Origin of the sequence: uncultured Ralstonia sp., from assembly GCA_913056305.1 — a bacterium.
GTDB lineage: Bacteria > Pseudomonadota > Gammaproteobacteria > Burkholderiales > Burkholderiaceae > Ralstonia.
Map to the genome: position 1 here is coordinate 1 of CAJXMR010000104.1, position 15,541 is coordinate 15,541.

The 15,541-nt window shown below is 68.5% G+C and carries 14 protein-coding genes and 1 tRNA gene; 12 read left to right on the forward strand and 3 right to left on the reverse strand.

The annotated features are described in order from the left end of the window. Positions 1 to 259: 259 nt before the first annotated feature. From QZ609_RS16055 to QZ609_RS16080, 6 genes are all read left to right on the forward strand, one after another. Positions 260 to 1,249, forward strand: a complete 990-nt coding sequence (locus QZ609_RS16055; protein WP_295496847.1) for a triacylglycerol lipase — start codon at positions 260 to 262, stop codon at positions 1,247 to 1,249. A gap of 9 nt (positions 1,250 to 1,258) precedes the next feature. Beyond that, positions 1,259 to 2,305 (forward strand): lipase secretion chaperone, encoded by a 1,047-nt coding sequence (locus QZ609_RS16060; protein WP_295496849.1) that lies wholly within the window; start codon positions 1,259 to 1,261, stop codon positions 2,303 to 2,305. A 64-nt stretch (positions 2,306 to 2,369) separates the two neighbouring features. Further along, positions 2,370 to 4,112: a glutamine--tRNA ligase/YqeY domain fusion protein gene (locus QZ609_RS16065; RefSeq protein ID WP_295496852.1), complete on the forward strand. Its 1,743-nt coding sequence runs from the start codon at positions 2,370 to 2,372 to the stop codon at positions 4,110 to 4,112. A 44-nt stretch (positions 4,113 to 4,156) separates the two neighbouring features. Continuing rightward, on the forward strand, positions 4,157 to 4,726 hold the full coding sequence (locus QZ609_RS16070; protein WP_295496854.1) for a YceI family protein: 570 nt from the start codon (positions 4,157 to 4,159) through the stop codon (positions 4,724 to 4,726). A 9-nt stretch (positions 4,727 to 4,735) separates the two neighbouring features. After that, positions 4,736 to 4,957 carry an RNA-binding S4 domain-containing protein gene (locus QZ609_RS16075; RefSeq protein ID WP_295496856.1) on the forward strand — a complete coding sequence of 74 codons (222 nt, stop codon included), beginning with the start codon at positions 4,736 to 4,738 and terminating at the stop codon, positions 4,955 to 4,957. 40 nt (positions 4,958 to 4,997) lie between these two features. Beyond that, positions 4,998 to 5,381 carry an MAPEG family protein gene (locus QZ609_RS16080; protein ID WP_295496859.1) on the forward strand — a complete coding sequence of 128 codons (384 nt, stop codon included), beginning with the start codon at positions 4,998 to 5,000 and terminating at the stop codon, positions 5,379 to 5,381. A 55-nt stretch (positions 5,382 to 5,436) separates the two neighbouring features. Here QZ609_RS16080 and QZ609_RS16085 read toward each other — a convergent pair whose 3' ends face one another. Next, a complete protein-coding gene (locus tag QZ609_RS16085) occupies positions 5,437 to 6,750 on the reverse strand; it encodes a DUF3999 domain-containing protein (RefSeq protein ID WP_295496861.1) in 1,314 nt (437 codons plus the stop codon). Continuing rightward, entirely contained in the window at positions 6,747 to 9,554 is a 2,808-nt protein-coding gene (locus QZ609_RS16090) for a DUF2339 domain-containing protein (protein ID WP_295496864.1), read from the reverse strand. The genes QZ609_RS16085 and QZ609_RS16090 overlap by 4 nt, the downstream gene beginning before the upstream one ends. A 179-nt stretch (positions 9,555 to 9,733) precedes the next feature. On the opposite strand from QZ609_RS16090, the gene QZ609_RS16095 reads away from it, so the two are divergent. From QZ609_RS16095 to QZ609_RS16115, 5 genes are all read left to right on the forward strand, one after another. Then, entirely contained in the window at positions 9,734 to 10,285 is a 552-nt protein-coding gene (locus QZ609_RS16095) for a YaeQ family protein (RefSeq protein WP_295496865.1), read from the forward strand. Positions 10,286 to 10,323: 38 nt separating this feature from the next. Next, complete coding sequence (locus QZ609_RS16100) at positions 10,324 to 10,677, forward strand: FKBP-type peptidyl-prolyl cis-trans isomerase (protein WP_295496868.1); 354 nt, start codon at positions 10,324 to 10,326, stop codon at positions 10,675 to 10,677. Between the two features lie 64 nt (positions 10,678 to 10,741). Next, positions 10,742 to 10,817: transfer RNA gene (locus tag QZ609_RS16105), tRNA-Cys, on the forward strand. 135 nt (positions 10,818 to 10,952) lie between these two features. Further along, positions 10,953 to 11,693 (forward strand): gamma-glutamylcyclotransferase, encoded by a 741-nt coding sequence (locus QZ609_RS16110; protein WP_295496872.1) that lies wholly within the window; start codon positions 10,953 to 10,955, stop codon positions 11,691 to 11,693. 10 nt (positions 11,694 to 11,703) lie between these two features. After that, complete coding sequence (locus tag QZ609_RS16115) at positions 11,704 to 12,507, forward strand: ankyrin repeat domain-containing protein (RefSeq protein ID WP_295496875.1); 804 nt, start codon at positions 11,704 to 11,706, stop codon at positions 12,505 to 12,507. 151 nt (positions 12,508 to 12,658) lie between these two features. Here QZ609_RS16115 and QZ609_RS16120 read toward each other — a convergent pair whose 3' ends face one another. Further along, complete coding sequence (locus QZ609_RS16120; protein ID WP_295496877.1) at positions 12,659 to 14,365, reverse strand: long-chain fatty acid--CoA ligase; 1,707 nt, start codon at positions 14,363 to 14,365, stop codon at positions 12,659 to 12,661. A 188-nt stretch (positions 14,366 to 14,553) separates the two neighbouring features. On the opposite strand from QZ609_RS16120, the gene trxA reads away from it, so the two are divergent. Further along, the gene (gene trxA, locus QZ609_RS16125; RefSeq protein WP_295496880.1) at positions 14,554 to 15,399 is read left to right on the forward strand and encodes a thioredoxin; all 846 of its coding nucleotides are present in this window, start codon (positions 14,554 to 14,556) and stop codon (positions 15,397 to 15,399) included. The last annotated feature ends 142 nt before the right edge of the window (positions 15,400 to 15,541 follow it).

A 15,541-nucleotide genomic window follows, 5' to 3' on the forward strand; every position in this document is an offset into this window, starting at 1 on the left:
ACAAAGAAAGTGAGTCGGCCCCGGCAGGGGACGAAACAGCAGCAGACCACCAACATCAAACCCAAAACCAAAACCCCGCCTGCTGCACCGCACACAGCAAAACCACACCCCCATCCCCCATTCCCGGCTCACCCACGCCGCGCCGCACCATTAGAGCCAGTGTTCCAACTCAGTTGACGCCGGATACCGCACTTCGGATAACGGAGGGCGATCGGCCCGCAGAGGTCGACAACCCATCCAACGTCATGGAGACAATCGAATGCCACAGACTTCCCTGCTCCGCGCGGCGCGCGGGTTCCTGCGCACGCGTGTAGCGGCTGCCTTGTTTGCCGCGTCCGCCCTCACCCTCGCCGCGGGCGCGGCGCCCGCCCAGGCCGCCAGCACCTATGCGGCCACCCAGTATCCGATCGTGCTGGTGCACGGCCTGTCGGGCACCAGCAAGTTCCTCGGCGTGGTGGACTACTGGTACCAGATCCCCGAAGACCTGCGTGCCAACGGTGCCAACGTCTACGTGGCCGATGTGTCCGCCTTCAACGACGAGACCGTACGCGGCGAGCAGCTCGTCGCGCAGATCCGCACAGTGCTGGCCACCACGGGCGCCGCCAAGGTCAACCTGATCGGCCACAGCCAGGGCGGCCTGACCTCGCGCTACGCCGCCGCCGTGGCGCCGGACCTGGTGGCCTCCGTCACCACCATCGGCACGCCGCACAAGGGCTCGGAGTTTGCGGATTTCGTTGAATCCACCCCGCAGCCGTTCCAGGCACTGGTGAGCCTGGGGGCGGACGTGTTCGGCGCCGTGCTGGGCTGGTTCAATGGCGCGAGCAACCCGCAGGACGGCTTTGCCGCGCTGCATATCCTGTCGACCGCCGGCGCTGCTGATTTCAACACGCAGTTCCCGAGCGCGGGGCTGGCCGGCGGCTGCAACACGGGCGCGGCCACCGACGTGCGCAACGGCAACGTGCAGCCGCTCTATTCGTGGACGGGCCGCTCGGTGGCCACCAACTTCTTCGACGTGTTCGACCCGGCGCTGGTCGTCACCAACGCCGTGATGCAGGCGCGCGGCGCGGGCACGGCCGATGGGCTGGTGTCGGTGTGCAGCGCCAAGTTCGGCCAGGTGCTGTCGACCGATTACGCGTGGAACCACCTGGATGAGGTCAACCAGCTGCTGGGCCTGATCGGCTGGGGCGCGGCCGATCCGGTGGCAGTCATCCGCACGCACGCGAACCGGCTGAAGACGGCCGGGCTGTAAGGGACACGCATGACCGCATTCCGCTTCAACGTCGTCTCCGGCACCCTGTTCGCGGGGTGCGGTCTTGCTGCCGCTGCGGCGATCTTCCTCTGGTGGCCGGCGCCACGCGACGGCGCCGAGCCGCCTGCCCCGGCCACAACACGCACGGGCGCCTTCATCGGCAACGTGGCCGGCGTGGAGTCACCGGCCACCGCCCACCCCACCGAACTCGCCGACACCCAGGCCCCCGATGGCCTGCGTGTCGACGCGCGCGGCCACCTGATCGTCGAGGCCGCCAACCGACAAGTGTTCGACTACTTCCTGGACGTGCCCGCCTCGCTGCCGGAGGCACAGCGCGTGGCGATGGCCGAGGCGCACATCCGCGCCAAGCTGACCGAGCCGGCGCTGGGCGAGGCGCAGGCGCTGCTGCAGCACTATCTTGCCTATCGCAAGGCACTGGCCGCGCAGGGCGAGGTCGGGCACAACAAACCCTCGACCGAGCAGATTCAGCAACGACCGGAAATGATCGCCACGCTGCAGCAACAACTCAGCAGCCGCGCCGCGCTGCGCCGCCAATACCTAGGGGCCAACGTCGCCCAGGCCTGGTATGGCGATGAAGACGCCATGGACGCCGCCGGCCTCGACCGCCTGGCCGTGACGACTGATCCGTCGCTCTCGGCCGAGGCCCGCGCCGCCAGGCTGGCCGCCATCGACGCCGCGCTGCCGCCGGCCGTACAGCAGGCCCGCCGCGAGGCGGCCGCCCCGGCCAAGCTCGCCGGCGACATGCAGCAGATGCACACCCAGGGCCTGACCGAAGCGCAGATGCGCCAGCGCTTGGCCACCCAGGGCGTCGACGGCGCCGTGGCCGACCGGCTGATCCAGGCCGACAGGGTCGAAGCCGACTGGCGCACCCGCTACGACGCCTACGCCCGCGAGCGCGACCGCATCGCCAGCTTCCCCGGCCTGTCCGACGCCGACCGCGCCGCGCAGATCGCACAACTGCGCCAGCAGACCTTTACCGCCTCGAATGAGGCGATGCGCGCACAGGCGTTGGATGGTCTGGCGCAACGGAAGTAACGCGTCGCCGGGCATCGGACGCCGGGCACGGTAAAATCACGGGATTGCCGAATCACGCATTCCCATGAGCCAAGACAACGCCACTGGCGCAGCCGCCGCCCCCACCTCCAACTTCCTGCGCCAGATCATCGATTCCGACCTGACGCAGGGCACCTACGCCGGCCGCCAGGACGCCGCCGGCCAGGCGCTGCCGCCGATCATCACGCGCTTCCCGCCGGAGCCCAACGGCTACCTGCACATCGGCCACGCCAAGAGCATCTGGGTGAACTTCGGCCTGGCCAACGAATACGGCGGCCGCTGCCACCTGCGCTTTGACGACACCAACCCGGTCAAGGAAGACACCGAGTACGTCGATTCCATCATCGACGCGGTGCACTGGCTCGGCTACTCGTGGCAGAACGGCACGGGCGAGCACCTCTACTACGCCAGCGACTACTTCGAGCAGCTCTACGGCTTTGCCGAAGTGCTGATCCAGCGAGGCGGCGCCTACATCGACAGCCAGAGCGCCGAGCAGATCGCTGCCAGCCGCGGCGACTTCACCAAGCCGGGCACGCCGTCGCCGTTCCGTGACCGCTCGGTGGAAGAGAACCTCGCGCTGTTCCGCGACATGCGCGCCGGCAAGTACCAGGACGGCCAGCACGTGCTGCGCGCCAAGATCGACATGGCCGCACCCAACATCGTGATGCGCGATCCGGTGCTGTACCGCATCCGCCACGCGCACCACCATCGCACCGGCGATGCCTGGTGCATCTATCCGATGTACGACTTCACGCATTGCATCTCCGATGCGCTGGAGAACATCACGCACTCGCTGTGCACGCTGGAGTTCGAGAACAACCGTCCGCTGTACGACTGGGTGCTCGACCACCTGCGCGACGCCGGCGCCCTGCCCGCGCCGCTGCCGCACCAGTACGAATTCGCGCGCCTGCACCTGACCTACGCCATCACCAGCAAGCGCAAGCTGCTGCAACTGGTGAACGAGCAGCGCGTCGACGGCTGGGACGACCCGCGCATGCCGACGCTGGTGGGGATCCGCCGCCGCGGCTACACGCCGGAATCGATCCGCCTGTTCTGCGAGCGCGTGGGCGTGTCCAAGGCCGACAGCTGGATCGACATGAGCATCCTGGAAGGCGCCGTGCGCGATGACCTCGATGCGCGCGCGCCGCGCTCGGTGGCCGTGCTCGACCCGGTCAAGCTCGTGCTCGACAACGTGCCGGCGGACTTCAACGAGCTGTGCTCGGCGCCCGTGCACTCGAAGCAGGCCGAACTCGGCCGCCGCGAGTTCCCGCTCACCCGCGAGCTGTGGATCGAGCGCGAAGACTTTACCGAGACGCCGCCCAAGGGCTACTTCCGCCTGTTCCCGGGCAACAAGGTGCGCCTGCGCTACGGCTACGTGATCGAATGCACCGGCTGCGACAAGGATGCCGACGGCAACATCACCGCCGTGCATGCCAACGTCCTGCTGGAAACCAAGAGCGGCACGCCGGGCGCGGACAGCGTCAAGGTCAAGGGCAACATCCACTGGGTCAGCGCCACGCATGCGCTCGAGGCCGAGGTGCGCCTGTACGACCGCCTGTTCACCGACCCGCAGCCGGACTCGGGCGACAAGAACTTCCTGGACGCGCTCAACCCGAACGCCAAGCAGGTCGTGCGCGCGTACCTGGAGCCGACCCTGGCAACCGCCAAGGCAGAAGACCGCTACCAGTTCGAGCGCCACGGCTACTTCGTCGCCGACCGCATCGACTCGCAACCGGGCAAGCCCGTGTTCAACCGCGTGGTCGGCCTGAAGGACAGCTGGAGCAAGTAAGCACGGGCCCATGTTCGGCGTGGGCCTCTTCTGCTGGAGGGACCATGCGATCTTGGATTCTGATGCTGGCGGGCATGCTCAGTGCGCCCGCCCTTGCGGCACCGTTCACGCCGGACCTGACGCACACTACCGTCTATTTCGGCGCCGCGCATTTCGACCGCACCACCCTGCGCGGCCGCTTCGGCAAGATCGACGGCGCCATCGACTTTGACGAGGCCAGCATGCAAGGCGGCTTCGATTTCACGATCGATGCGGCGTCGGTCAACACCCATCTGCGGGAGCTGGACAGCGTGCTGAAATCCGAGCAGTTCCTGGATGCGGCACAGTTCCCGATCATCCGCCTGCGCAGCGACCGCTTTGTCGTGGAAGGCGGCAAGCTCGTCGCCGTCGAGGCCAAGCTGACGCTGCATGGCGTAACGCAGCCCGTGCGGCTCGACGCCCGCCGCTTCAGCTGCGGCGACATCAAGTTGATCGCCACCACGCTGCACGTCTGCGGCGGCGATTTCCACCTCGCCATCCAGCGCAGCGCCTTTGGCATGACACGCTTCCTGCCGGAAGTCGGCGACCGCGTCGACCTCGACCTCAGCGTGGAAGCCTCGCCCAAACAACCCTGACACACACGCATGCCCAACATCGATTTTGAACTGACCACCGACTACATCGAGCTGCACAAGCTACTCAAGCTGACCGGCGTGGTCGACAGCGGCGGCGCCGGCAAGGCGGTGGTGGCCGATGGCGCCGTCACCGTTGACGGCCAGCTGGAGACGCGCAAGACCGCCAAGATCCGCACGGGCCAGGTGGTGATGCTGGGCGATATTCGCATCGCCGTGCACGGCGCGAACTAACGCATCGGTTGTTGACGACGACTGCCTCGGAGACCCGTCCATGCCGATCGCCCTGTGGTGCGTGTTGATTGCCGCCCTGCTGCCCTATCTCTGCATCCAGATCGCCCGGTTCAGCGGACCGAAGCGCGACAACCGCACCCCACGCGCATGGGCGGCCAGCCTGACCGGGCTGGCGCAACGGGCCAACGGCGCCCAACACAATCATTTCGAAGTGTTTCCGTTCTTTGCGGTGGCGGTGCTGGTGGCAATCCTGGGCGGCAGCCCGGTCGATCGCGTCAATTGGCTGGCTGTCGGCTTCATTGCCGCGCGCGTGCTGTACACAGTCTGCTATCTGGCCAACTGGGCGTCGGTACGCTCGCTGGTGTGGACCGTGGGCTTTGTCATCACCATCACGCTGTTCGTGCAGCCGGCGTTTGTACACTGACCCAGCACGCTGCCCAAACGAAAACGGCGCCTTCCACGGCGCCGTTTTCGTTTGGCTAGTGCGTATCCGCCGGCGTGCCCGACGCGCGGAACAGCCGCCACGCCATCCCGCCCAACACCGCCACGGCCGCGATCAACGCACCCCACAGCACCCACTGGCGTGTCGTCCCGCCGGGCGGCTCATTCTTCATGGCTTCCGGCGGCGATGCCGTCGCGGTACCCAATTGCGCCGTCGCCACCACGGGCGACGCGCCGGCCAGCAGATCAGCGCGTACCACCGGGCTGCCATTGGCCACCTCGCCCACAGCGAGCGCGAAGGGCACGTTGCCGCGCGCGGCGTAGGTGACGGTGGCGGGGCGCCAGCCGACGGCCAGCTCGGGCGCGCCGGCGCCCAGGCCGCCGCTGCGCGTGTCGACCTGCAGGCGCCAGTAACGCTCGCCCGTGGCCGGCACGGTGATGACCGCGCTCTCCTGCTCGCCCTGCGCACCGGCCAGGCGGAACAGCCGCGTGGTGGTCACCTCGCGCCACGGTGCCTGCGCATCGGCGCGGGCGTAGAGCGTCGCCTGCGCGACGGTGTTGGCCTGCGGCAAGCGCACCCGCACGCGCTCCACGGGGAAGTTGCCGCCGGTGTCGAACCGGTAGTCGCCGGCCGCAGGTGTCTGCACCGGCTGCAGGCCGCTGCGCCACTGGATGCCGCTGTCGGCCGGCTGTGCGGGGGCGCCTGCGGCCAGCTCCACGCGCACGCTCTGCGGCACGGGCGGCTTGCCCTGCCACGTCAGCCGCAGGTACTTGGCGCGCAGGCCGGTGAGTTCGACGCGCTCCTGAGTGAGCGTATTGCCCTGGTTGGTCAGGTGGAACAGCGTGGCATTGCCCGCGCCGTGCCACGCCTGCAGATCCTGGCTGGCCTGCACCAGCACGCTGCCCTGGAAATCCCCCGCGGGCAGGCCGACCACCACGGCGCTCACGGTGTCGTGCAACTGGCTCAGGTCGAGCAGCCAGGCACGCACCGATTCCTGCGCGGGCGACGTGCCGGTGGCACGCAGCACGCCGTCCGGGCCGAGCACGACACCGGCGGCACCGGGCTTTTGCGTGTCGTCGGCGGGCGTGGCAAACCAGCGCACGTCCTGCAGCGTGCGCGTCTGCGGCGGCGCATCGTGCGGCGCATCGATGGTGAACGGCACCGGCTCGCCGTCACCGTTGAGGATGCGCAGGTCGGCCAGCCCGGCATCGCGGCTATGGGCGTAGACGTCCGGGCCCAGCGTGACGGCGTAGTAGGCGGCCCCCGGTGTGCCTGTCAACGCAAACCGCTCGGCCCAGGCCGGCGCGGACAGCAGCAGCGCTGCTGCCGTCGCAAACACAATCTTCTTCACACGGCCTCCTTGGCCTTGGGCGGCAATGGCGACAGATAGCCAATCAACAGCAGCAGCACGCCAATGCCGATAAACGAAACGATGCGCTCGACGCCCGTGACGCGCGACAGGTCGAACAGGAACAGCTTGACCACGATCACGCCCAGCAGCGCCGCACCGGTAAACCACAGCGCACGGCTCGCACGGCGCGTGGCGACCACCATCACCGCCAGCGCCAGCACGGTCCAGAACATCGATAGCGACGCCTGCACCAGCATCGAGTCGCCCAGGTCGTCGAGCGTGTACGGGATGTGCGCCCAGTGGTGCAGCGTGCGCAGCAGCACGGCATTGGCCCAGATGAACAGCGTGGCGCCGACTGCGTAGCCGATCACCGTGGGCTCGGGCACCAGCTTTTGCAATGCCACGCGGCGCATCCACAGCGCAATCGCCAGGAACACCAGCAACTGCGCCACGTCGAGCGGGTTGAGAATCGGCAGGTAGAACAGCGGCGCGGCATTGCCGTCGCTGGCGGCGCTGGCCAGGCTCCACAGCCACAGCAGCGCGGCCAGCGGCGCGGCGCCCCACAGCAGGTAGGCGCGCTCGAAGCGGGCGATCGGCCAGCGGATGCGCCAGCCAGCTCCGGCCAGCAAGGCGAGCAGCGCACCGTAGGCATAGGCCCAGGCGGCGAAGCTCCAGGTGCCTTCGGGCACGTAGGCGTTCAGGCGCCAGTAGCCTTCGGTGGCCAGCACGCCGCAGATCAGCCAGAACAGCACGGTATGCAGCGGCGCCAGCAGCGTGTCCTTGACGTCGCGCTCCTGGCGGCGCAGCAGCACGAAGGCCAGCGCCACCGAGGCGACCCACACCAGGCCCGCCCAACCGGCCAGCGGCGACGGCACCCAGTGCGCGCACGCGGCCATCGCCACCAGGCCGAGCGCGGGCGACAATGCCAGGGCCGGCCACTCGGCCAGCGCCCAGTCGAGCTTGCGGCGCAGGCCGTGCGCGATCCACGCCGTCAGTACGGCAAACGCCGCATACAGCGGAATGTCGGCCCGGTCGACGGCCTGGCTGGTGAGGCGCCACGCCCAGCGGTCGATCTCGGCGCTGCCGCTGCCGAGCCACCACAGCAGGCCCCACACGGATGCGACGATGCCCAGCGCCGGCGCTGCCTTGAGCCATGCACGTGCCTCGGCCTTGCCGTGCAGGCGCCAGCCGCTGAACACGCCTGCCGCTGCAATCAGCAGCGCGCCGATGGTGCGGCTGTTGAGCACCGGCAGCGTGGACGACCACGACCAGTCGAACAGGAGCGCCGTGCCAAACGCCACGCCCGCCGCCAGTTGCAGCATCAGGCCAGCCGCCAGCGCCAGCCGGCGCTGCTGCCGCACGCTCACCCACACCACCGCCGCGCCTTCCAGCGCCCACACTGCGCTGGTGGTGCGGCCATCGAAGGCCAGCGGAATCGCTAGCGTGATGAAGATCACGCCCAGCGCGAACATCGCCTCGAACAGCAGCCCCAGGCTGGCGCGCTTGGGCGCCAGCCACGCGGCCACGGCCAGGTAGAACGCCGCCAGCGCCGCCGCACTCCAGGCCATCGCAAACGGAATGTGATGCACCAGCGCCGCCTGCAAACCCATCGCCACCAGCGGCGTGCCGAACACCACCGTGCCGTCCACGTAGTGCCTGAGGCTGACGTGGCGGCGCAGCGCATACAGCAGCGCAATGCCCACGTACATCAGGAAGAACAGGATCAGGAACGGCTCGGTGCTCGCCAGCAAGGACGGCTCATAGCGCAGCGCACCCCACGCGGTGGCGATGCCGAAGGTGAAGACGAAGCCCAGCAGATTGAGCGCGCGCCAGGCGCGGAACCACGCAATGGCGAAGATGCCCGCGTTGAGCAGCGCGTAGTAGCTGAACAGTGCCACGTGGCTGCCCGCGCCGGTCGAGATCAGGATCGGCGCCAGGAAGCCGCCCGCGCTGCCGGTGAAGGCCAGCGCCGGCGCGTTCTGCTTGACGGCCAGGCCGGCCGCCAGCGCGCAGATCAGCACCAGCAGCGCAAACGCCGCGCCCACCGGCAACAGCGGCACCATGCGCGTGGCCGCGAACACCGTCAGGTACAGCACGCCGACCCCGCCGCCCTGCAGCACCAGCGCGTAGCCGGGGCGCTTGTCGCGCAGGCGCCAGCCGATGCCCAGCAGCACGATGGAAGCCACCGCCACCCCGGCCAGGCGGAACTCGATCGGCAGCAGGCTGTTGTCGGCCGCGTACTTGAGCAGGAAGGCCACGCCGAAGAACAGGATCAGGATGCCGACCCGCACCACGCTGTTGCCGCCCAGGAGCCAGTCGCGCGCGGCACCGACAGCGCGCTCGACCCAGTCGGGCTCGTGCGGCGGCAGCTCGCGCGGCGCGACGGGTTCCGGCACAACGGCGGATGGCGGCACGGCGGGCGCCTGTGCGGGCGGCAATGCTTGGGCCACGACGGGTTCGGGCACCGGCACGGCGGCCGGCTCGGCGGCGGCCTCCGGCACAGGCGCCGCAAACGCCTGCCCCTGCATCTGCGCAAGCTGCCGGCGCAACAGCGCCACCTCGTGCTCCAGCCGCGTCACGCGCTCGTTGATCGGCACGACGCCGGGCATGGGCGCCGGCGCCTGCACTGGCCCGAGACCCTCGGGGCCCGCGGGCGGGTTCGTCCACTGCGAACTGGCGCGCTTGTCCATGTAGAGGATCAGCGATGCCAGTCCGACACCGATCAGCGCGCCGAAGAACGCGCCGATGGTGCCGCCCCCCAGGGCTCCGATCACGAGGCCCACGATTCCGAATATCCAACGCATCGTTGTGATTGTCCTGGTTTGGATAGGAGAAGCCCGCGCCGATTGCGGCGCACGCATCGCTCGTATACCGCAAACCACCGCCAATGGGAATGCGCCTGGCCGAAGATGCAGAAGGCGATACCGTCGGTATCGCCCTACCGTGCGACAATGCGCGCTTTGCCGAAACACCGCCTACCCGCATGGCCCTGAAATCCACGATCTACAAGGTCGATCTGCAGATCGCCGACATGGATCGCCACTACTACGGCAACCACGCACTGACCGTCGCCCGCCACCCGAGCGAGAACGACGAGCGCATGATGGTGCGCGTGCTCGCCTTCGCTCGCCATGCCAGCGAAGCGCTTGCCTTCACGCGCGGCCTGTCCGAACCCGACGAACCCGAACTCTGGCAGCGCGACCTGACCGACGCCATCGAACTCTGGATCGACCTCGGCAACCCGGACGAAACGCGCATCCGCAAGGCCTGCAACCGCGCCGAGCAGGTCGCCGTGTATACGTATAGCGGCAACGCCAGCCGCGTGTGGTGGCAGCAAACCGAGACCAAGGTCGCGCGCTTTGCCAACCTGTCCGTCTACGAAGTCGCGCCCGAGACCGTGGCCGCGCTGACCGGCCTGGTGGAACGCTCCATGCGTCTGCAAGTGACCATCCAGGACGGCGACGTCTGGATCGCCAACGACGCGGACAACATCCACGTCCAGCTCGAAACGCTCAAGGCCGCCGAGGCAGCCTGAGCCCCTCTCTCACCCACGCCCACTCCACGAGGCTCACCATGACCACCACGACCACCCCGAGCGGCCTGCAATTCGAAGACGTCGTCGTCGGCGACGGCGCCGAAGCCACGGCCGGCAAGTACGTCACCGTGCACTACACCGGCTGGCTGTATGAGAACGGCCAGGCCGGCGCCAAGTTCGACTCGAGCAAGGACCGCAACGACCCGTTCGCCTTCCCGCTGGGCGCCGGCCACGTCATCAAGGGCTGGGACGAAGGCGTGCAGGGCATGAAGGTCGGCGGCACGCGCAAGCTGATCATCCCGGCGGCCCTGGGCTACGGTGCGCGCGGCGCGGGCGGCGTGATCCCCCCGAACGCAACGTTGCTTTTCGAAGTCGATCTGCTGGAAGTTTGATCCTGCGCTAGAATCGCGCCCGGCCGGTCACCCAGCACATGGGTACCGGCCGATTCCCTCCCCTGGCGGGGTGGCAGAGTGGTCAATGCTGCGGCTTGCAAAGCCGTATACGACGGTTCAATTCCGTTCCCCCGCCTCCAGTTTTCCGGCCGCCGGTGCCCTACCGTTGCGGCCGCGCCATAGCCAAACGCTTCCCGAGCCTCGCAACGCGGTGTTTCCGGGCATCCCCCGTCCGTTGGCGTGACCAGTCGTAACGATTGCTCTATGCTTGCGACATGGCCGTCACCCGAGAGGATCTCGAACAGAACCGGTTGCGCGCCGCCCTGGGTGATTCACCCGTCGCGTCGTCGCTGCTGACCGAGGCTGCGCTGGAAGCGTCGCTTGCTGCGACGCTCGCGCGGTTGTCGAGTACGCCCGGCGCTTGCCAGGACGCCTGGGTGTTCGGTTACGGCTCCCTGATCTGGAACCCGATGATCTTCCACACCGAGGCCACCCGCGCCACGGTGCATGGGTACCACCGCGGCTTCTACCTGTATTCCCGCATCAACCGCGGCACCTGGGACAACCCGGGGCTGGTGCTCGGCCTGGACCGTGGCGGCAGCTGCCGGGGCGTGGCCTTTCGCGTACCGCGCGCGCGTGCCGAACACGAATTCCGCGTGCTGTGGCGCCGCGAGATGCTGACCGGCGCCTACCTGCCGCGCTGGCTGCCCACCGAGATCAACGGCGAACGCGTGTTCGCCCTGGCGTTCGTCATGAACCGCGCACACGAAGCCTATGCCGGCCGCCTGCCCGACGAGCGTGTGGTCGGCTGCCTGCGCGAGGCGGAGGGCCTGTACGGCCCGGCCCGCGAATACCTGCAGCGCACGCTGCTCGGGCTGGCCAGCAACGGGCTACAGGACCCCTATCTGGACCGGCTGTGGACGCGCCTGCAGGCCACGGACGCGGCCAACGCTCCGGCCCACGCAGAAGACACCACCGACACGGGCCCGCTGCCCGACCCATACCTCAGCGCCTGAGCGGCACACCATGCACCTCGCCCCACGCCCTGCCCTGCACCCCGCGCTCAACCACGCCATCGGCGTCATGCTGGGGCTGGCACTGGCCATGGGCGACATGGCGGGCGCCTGGCAGGAGCAGCGTCTGCCGATGCTGGCCGGCACCGCACCCTCCAAGGTTGCGCCCAGCGTGGGCGGCCACCCCGCCGATGCCCACCCCGCCCGCAAGAGCGACCCCGCCACGCGCGACCGCGACCTGATCGTCGCGGCCCAGACCGGCAACACCATGGCCATCCAGGCGCTGCTGGCCGACGGCGCCAGCCTCAAAGCGCGCGACGCCGATGGCCGCACCGCCCTCATCGCCGCCATCTACGCCCACATGGGCGCAGCCGCCCGCCTGCTGATCCAGGCCGGCGCCGACGTCAACCTGCAGGACAACGCCCAGAACAGCGCCTTCCTGCTCGCCGCCGCCCAGGGCGATGCGGAAACCGTACGGCTGGCGCTGTCGCACGGCGCCAACCTACGCGCCACCAATGCGGATGGCGACACCGCGCTGATCCCCGCCGCGCACCGCGGCTACGTGGAAGTGGTGAGCGAGCTGGTCAAGGCGGGCGTACCGCCCGACGCGACCAACAACCTCGGCCTGACCGCCCTGATCGAAGCCGTGGCCCTGGGCGACGGCGGCGACAAGTACGAGAAGACGGTGCAACTGCTGCTCGACGGCGGCGCCGACCCCAACCTGCCCGACCGCGGCGGCGTCACGCCGATGCGGCATGCGCGCCAGCGCGGCTTCCACGGCATTGGCGCGCTCCTCTTCAAGGCGCGCGGGCATTGAAAACCTGTTCATGATCCTACTGCGCGGCCCGATCTTGGCGCTGCGATGCTCGCCGTACCTGCGTACGGCTGCGCTTCTCCCGCCAACCTCGGGCCGCTCGCTACGGATCGTGAACAGGTTTTAAGAAGGGGCCGCTGGGGCCCCTTTTTCTTTAGGCTGCGGCCGGTTTCTCGGCCGCCGCGTTCTTCGCGTTCTCCTGCTCCTGCAGCGTGCGCCACATCACCTTGCCCGTGCCGGACTTGGGCAGCGCATCGACGAACTCCACCACGCGCGGGTACTTGTACGCGGCCATGTTGTCGCGCGCCCAGTTGATGATGTCGTCTTCCGTGGTCTTGCCCTTGGCATGCGCCTTGAGCACGACCACGGCCTTGACCGACTCGCCGCGATACGCGTCGTGCGTGCCGATGATGCAGGCTTCCTGGATGTCCGGATGCTTGTACATCAGGCTCTCGACCTCGGCCGGCCACACCTTGAAGCCCGACGCGTTGATCATGCGCTTGAGCCGGTCGGTCAGGAAGAAGTAGCCTTCCTCGTCCATCTTGCCCAGGTCACCGGTGCGGAAGAAGCGCTTGCCCTCGAACTCGATGAAGGCCTCGGCGGTGGCCTGCGGCTTGCCCCAGTAGCCGAGGAAGACCTGCGGGCCGTGCACGATGATCTCGCCCACCTCGCCCGGCGGCAGCTCGTTGAGCGTCTGCGGATCGACGATGCGCGCATCGGTGTTGAAGAACGGAATGCCCAGGCACTGCAGCTTGGGCCGCTCGGCCGGGTTGCTGTGCGTGGGGGCCATGGTTTCCGACAGGCCGTAGCCCTCCAGGTATGAGAGCTGGAAATCCTTCTGCAGGCGCTCGGCCACCGCGTGCGGCATGGCTGCGCCGCCGCCGCCGATGTAGCGCAGGCTGGTCAGGTCGAATTCGGCCAGCTGGGGGCTGGCCAGGAAGTCGATCACCATGGTCGGGATGTTGGTCCAGTGCGTGACCTGGTAGCGCGAGATCAGCCGGCCGGCCACCTCGCGGTCCCAGCGCGGCAGCATCACCACGGTCGAGCCCATGTAGATCGGCACGTTCATGCCGTACTGCATGCCGGTCACGTGGAACATCGGGATGATCGACAGGATCACGCCCTCCATCGTGGCCTGCGACCAGATGCTGCCGCCCAGGATGTTGTGCATGACCGTGCGGTGCGTGTGCATGCAGCCCTTGGGGAAGCCGGTGGTGCCCGAGGTGTACGGCATCACTGCCAGGTCGTCCGGGCCGGCGGTGTGCGGGCCGGGGGCGCGGCGCTGCGCGAGCATGTCGGCCCACGCCACGGCGCCGGGCTGGGCCGGGTACGGTGTGGTGATCCACGCGGGCGGGGCGTCTTCGGGGTATTCGTGCTTGGCGGGCAGCGCGTCGGCGTAGGACGTGACCAGCAGGTGCTGCACGCGCTGCGCTTCGGGCAGCTCGACGTTGGCGGCCGTCACATTGGGGGCGAGATCCGCGCTGCAGATGACCGTGGCGGCGCCGGCATCGGTAATGTAGTGCTTGAACTCCTCGGGCCGGTTCATCGGGTTGACCGGCACCACCACCGCATCGGCGCGCAGGATGCCGTAGTACGCAGCGATGAACTGCGGGCAGTTCTGCATGTACAGCAGCACGCGCTCACCCTTCTTCACGCCCGCCACCTGCTGCAGCCAGCCGGCCACGGCCAGCGCGTCGTCATGCAGCTCGCGGTAGGGGGTGTGGCGACCGTAGAAGAGGATCGCGTCCTTGTCCGGATAGCGTCGCGCAGACACTTCCAGGTTGAACCACAGGCTCGTTTGCGGCGAGCCGATGTTGTGCGGCAAGCGCCGGGGCCAGAACTGGAAGTGCGGTCGTGTCATGCCATGTCTCCGTGGAACCGTCTGTTGTTTTTACCGGATGGTATCCGAACGATCGTTCTATTTTCAACCGTTGCCCGGACACAGATTTTTTGACCGTGGGAAAACGCGCAAACCCGCCCCAAGTAGAATGCTCGACACCCCCGCTGGCATGCGTTGCCGGCCGCATTTTTTCCCGGAGAAGCCCCCCGATGAGCGACGTCACGACGCAGAACTTCGCGCACGAAGTGATCGAAACATCTCGTCAAGTCCCGGTACTGGTCGATTTCTGGGCGCCGTGGTGCGGGCCCTGCCGCACCCTGGGCCCGATGCTGGAGAAGCTCGAAGCCGAGTACGCCGGCAAGTGGAAGCTCGCCAAGGTCAATTCGGACGAGAACCCGGAGCTGTCGGCGCACTTCAACGTGCGCAGCATCCCCCACGTGGTGGCCTTCGTGGATGGCAAGCCGGTCGACCAGTTCCTCGGCGTGCTGCCCGAGGGGCAGTTGCGCGCGTTTCTCGAGCGCGTGATCCCGCAGCCGGCCGAGGTGGCCTATCGCGAAGGGCTGGCCGCACGCCAGGCCGACGAGATCGCCCACGCGCGCGAAGCGTTCCAGAATGCGCTCGCCTACGACCCCGGCATGGACGCCGCACGGTTTGCGCTGGTCGAGCTGCTGCTCGATACCGGCGATGTGCGCGCAGCGCAGAACGAGTTCGCACTGCTCTCGCCCAAGGCGCCGCAGGACGACCGCTACCCCGCGCTGCACACCCGCCTGCAGGCCGCCGAGCATGCCGATGCGCTGCCCGATGCCGATGCCCTGCGCCAGCGCATCGCTGCCTCGCCGGACGACCTGCAGGCGCGGCTCGACCTCGCCCAGCACTACATCGCCCGCCAGGAGTACGAAGCCGCGCTGGAGCAGTTGCTCGCCATCGTCGAGCGCGACCGCGCCTTCCACGACGACGTCGCACGCAAGACCATGGTGACGGTGTTCGACATGATGCGTGACGCGCCGCAGGCGGTGTCGCACTGGCGCCGCCAGCTCGCCGCCAAACTCAACTGAGGCAAGGGCCTATTCCCGCATGAAACGTACGCACGCAAGGGGCAGATGGGTCGCAGGGCTAGGCGCGGATGGCGCCGCTTGGTCGCTCCAAGCAAGCCGGCCGCAACGACGCCATGCGGCCCATCTGCCCCTTGCCCTCCGG

What these genes read in the sequence shown, in the direction of transcription:
- QZ609_RS16080 (WP_295496859.1), top strand. Translation starts at nt 4,998, where the DNA reads ATGCCGATCGCCCTGTGGTGCGTGTTGATTGCCGCCCTGCTGCCCTAT.
- QZ609_RS16055 (WP_295496847.1), top strand. Translation starts at nt 260, where the DNA reads ATGCCACAGACTTCCCTGCTCCGCGCGGCGCGCGGGTTCCTGCGCACG.
- QZ609_RS16065 (WP_295496852.1), top strand. Translation starts at nt 2,370, where the DNA reads ATGAGCCAAGACAACGCCACTGGCGCAGCCGCCGCCCCCACCTCCAAC.
- QZ609_RS16110 (WP_295496872.1), top strand. Translation starts at nt 10,953, where the DNA reads ATGGCCGTCACCCGAGAGGATCTCGAACAGAACCGGTTGCGCGCCGCC.
- QZ609_RS16100 (WP_295496868.1), top strand. Translation starts at nt 10,324, where the DNA reads ATGACCACCACGACCACCCCGAGCGGCCTGCAATTCGAAGACGTCGTC.
- QZ609_RS16060 (WP_295496849.1), top strand. Translation starts at nt 1,259, where the DNA reads ATGACCGCATTCCGCTTCAACGTCGTCTCCGGCACCCTGTTCGCGGGG.
- QZ609_RS16115 (WP_295496875.1), top strand. Translation starts at nt 11,704, where the DNA reads ATGCACCTCGCCCCACGCCCTGCCCTGCACCCCGCGCTCAACCACGCC.
- trxA (WP_295496880.1), top strand. Translation starts at nt 14,554, where the DNA reads ATGAGCGACGTCACGACGCAGAACTTCGCGCACGAAGTGATCGAAACA.
- QZ609_RS16095 (WP_295496865.1), top strand. Translation starts at nt 9,734, where the DNA reads ATGGCCCTGAAATCCACGATCTACAAGGTCGATCTGCAGATCGCCGAC.
- QZ609_RS16090 (WP_295496864.1), bottom strand. Translation starts at nt 9,554, where the DNA reads ATGCGTTGGATATTCGGAATCGTGGGCCTCGTGATCGGAGCCCTGGGG.
- QZ609_RS16075 (WP_295496856.1), top strand. Translation starts at nt 4,736, where the DNA reads ATGCCCAACATCGATTTTGAACTGACCACCGACTACATCGAGCTGCAC.
- QZ609_RS16120 (WP_295496877.1), bottom strand. Translation starts at nt 14,365, where the DNA reads ATGACACGACCGCACTTCCAGTTCTGGCCCCGGCGCTTGCCGCACAAC.
- QZ609_RS16070 (WP_295496854.1), top strand. Translation starts at nt 4,157, where the DNA reads ATGCGATCTTGGATTCTGATGCTGGCGGGCATGCTCAGTGCGCCCGCC.